This is a genomic window from Anaplasma phagocytophilum, from assembly GCF_023476575.1.
GTDB lineage: Bacteria > Pseudomonadota > Alphaproteobacteria > Rickettsiales > Anaplasmataceae > Anaplasma > Anaplasma phagocytophilum_A.
This window is the reverse complement of the sequence record NZ_JAHLEX010000125.1, coordinates 1-2,598: the sequence shown is the minus strand read 5'-3', so window position 1 is coordinate 2,598 and position 2,598 is coordinate 1. Positions and strand designations below refer to the sequence as shown.

4 protein-coding genes are annotated in these 2,598 nt (G+C 41.6%); all 4 read left to right on the top strand.

Annotated features, from left to right (window positions below):
• Positions 1-476 precede the first annotated feature (476 nt).
• Positions 477-926, top strand: coding sequence for a HesB/IscA family protein (locus KPX09_RS04955; protein WP_249549256.1), 450 nt, complete (start codon positions 477-479; stop codon positions 924-926).
• 22 nt (positions 927-948) lie between these two features.
• A complete protein-coding gene (lepB, locus tag KPX09_RS04950) occupies positions 949-1,674 on the top strand; it encodes a signal peptidase I (protein ID WP_249549258.1) in 726 nt (241 codons plus the stop codon).
• A 1-nt stretch (position 1,675) separates the two neighbouring features.
• Complete coding sequence (gene nuoI, locus KPX09_RS04945) at positions 1,676-2,170, top strand: NADH-quinone oxidoreductase subunit NuoI (protein ID WP_275973673.1); 495 nt, start codon at positions 1,676-1,678, stop codon at positions 2,168-2,170.
• 209 nt (positions 2,171-2,379) lie between these two features.
• Positions 2,380-2,598 (top strand): hypothetical protein (locus KPX09_RS04940; protein WP_249549255.1); only part of this gene is annotated, 219 nt, incomplete at its 3' end.

Here is a 2,598-nt window from a genome sequence, read left to right as displayed (position 1 = left end):
GTAATAAAGCCTGTATGATCAACAAGAAAATATAGACTGTGCCATATACCTACATTATGATAGAAGCAGTGATGCATCCGGTATCAGGGATGTTATTCAATAAAAGTGTGCGGTACTATGAATAGTTGGGTAGCATTGTATTAAGTGCTATTTTGAGACCTTTCGAGAGCCGATAGTTAAGGGATTAAAAAATATCAATCTGATTGATATTTTTTAATCCCTACTAAGATAATGCCAGTAAGTTTTTTGGCGCTTTCGTTTGTCTAATAGCAGCGTTTATAGCTAATTGTGTGTGAGATTATAAAAAAGTTAATTAATATGTATGATACACTGGTAAGTTATACTAGTATTTCATATGTTATAGGCTTTCAGCTTGTATAAAGGAAATGATAAAAAATGCGAGATGACGGCCTTGTTTGACATGCCTAAAATACGTGGTAGAATTAGGATCTCTTTGTATAGCGACGGGTTATTATATGTACGGTATAGAAGGTTATGGGTTGACTATAACTGGTGGTGCGGTCAATAAAATAAAGTCTGTCTTAGGAAGAGAAGGACATCCATCTTTGCTTAGGTTATCTGTGCAGGGTGGTGGCTGTGCTGGGTTTAAGTATGAGTTCACCACTGAGAGTATGATAGATGGCCTTATTGATAGAAGTGATAGTGATGATGACTCAGAGTTTGACATAGAGGAAGACGATGAAGAAGAGGGGGATGAAGAAGGGCATGATGAAGTGCGGGGAGGGTCTGATCTTGTGCTTTCGGATGACTCTGGGGCTCCCATTTTGCTGATTGATCGTCATTCTAAGAAGTTTCTAAAGAACTCCACTATAGACTATGTGGAAGACATGAATGGGTCGAGGTTCGTGGTGAATAACCCTGGTGTAAAATTTGGTTGTGGCTGTGGGAACAGTTTTTCGTTGTGAGAAGAGGGCGCCTCTTGGTTCAGTGCTGAAGGGAAAGAGGAGCGCTGTCGTCGAGTTAATCAAGGTATTGTTGGTAGCGTTAGTAGCGGTTGGTTGCTTCCGTAGTTTCGTTATAGAGCCTTTTCATATACCATCTGGTTCAATGAAGAGTACTCTTTTGGTGGGTGATTATTTATTTGTTGGAAAGTACAGCTACGGTTACGGGCGTTATTCCACGGTTCTCTCGCCAATTTTGTCTAGGATTCCGACTCTTAGGGGGAGGGTGTTATATACCCCTCCAAAAGCTGGTGATGTAGTGGTATTTAGGTTGCCTTCGGATCCGAGTATTAGTTATATAAAAAGGGTAATTGGTCTTCCCGGGGATAGTGTACAGATTAAAAATGGGCATCTGTATATAAATGGAAAGGAGATGCACTATGAAGTCGTGGGGGATTTCATAGACGGAGATAGGGCGGTGCGTCGGTATGTCGAGACTTTGTACAATGGCAAGTCATATGAGATATTGGATGAGCGTGAAAATAGTTCATTGGATAATACTCCTGTATATAAGGTGCCGCCGGGTCATATTTTCGTGCTAGGTGATAATAGGGATGATTCTAGGGATAGTCGCTTTGTAACAGAAGTTGGGAATATCCCAATTGATAACATTATAGGAAAGGCTCTTGTAGTTGTTCTTTCTTTCCAGGGTAGTGATGGCTGGTTTCCGTTCAAGATTAGGACGGATAGAATCTTACATAAGGTGCGATAAAATGTTGTATTGTGTGCAGTTTGGGAGAAGGGTCGTAAGGCTGGTGTCTGCAACTGTACGCGGTTTCTTTTTGACGTTTCTGGCAATGTTTAAGCCTAAAGTTACGTTGCGGTATCCGCATGAGAAGGGGCCTTTGAGTACTAGGTTTCGTGGTGAGCATGCATTGCGTAGGTATGAAAATGGAGAAGAGAGGTGTATAGCTTGTAAGCTTTGTGAGGCCGTTTGTCCGGCTCAAGCCATAACGATAGAAGCGGAAGAAAGGAGTGATGGTAGCCGTAGGACCACAAGGTACGACATAGATATGACGAAGTGTATATACTGCGGGTTTTGTCAGGAGGCGTGTCCCGTTGATGCTATTGTTGAGGGGCCTAACTTTGAATACTCTACGGAGACAAGGGAAGAGTTGATGTATAACAAGGAAAAGCTTCTGGCAAACGGGGACGTTTGGGAAGAGGCTTTACGATATCGGATTAAGAAGAATCAGCCTTACTATTAGTTTTTGTTTGTTGCTTTACGAGGTTTGGGGCTGTAGAGCTACAGAGGTAGTTACTGTTTAGTTTGAAGTATTTTCCCTCTATTTTTTCATCTAAGAAGTCGCTGCTCTGTATGAATGTAGACCTTTGGTGAAGAAGGTTTCTATGCTAGAGTTGGGCAATAAGTAAGCATTTCACGCAGCGGGGTTACTGTAAAGAGGCAGATTCAATATTGATTGCACTGTATGATACCTCGCTCTTGGAAGCGAAATTTCCTAGTGAAGGGGTTGAGACAACGCAGCTGATTTTTTCAAATACAGAATTAGTTCTTCTGCCCATTTACAACGATTGCTTTGTTCTTAGGATCATTTTTAGGTGCTACGCAGATTCAGAGAGGGAGATATGTGCTGAGCATGTATTGTGGTCTAAATTTGGTGCGCAAGAAGTATTC

Excerpts from the sequence above, each read along its gene's own strand:
- KPX09_RS04955 (WP_249549256.1), top strand. The coding sequence starts at position 477 with ATGTACGGTATAGAAGGTTATGGGTTGACTATAACTGGTGGTGCGGTC.
- nuoI (WP_275973673.1), top strand. The coding sequence starts at position 1,676 with ATGTTGTATTGTGTGCAGTTTGGGAGAAGGGTCGTAAGGCTGGTGTCT.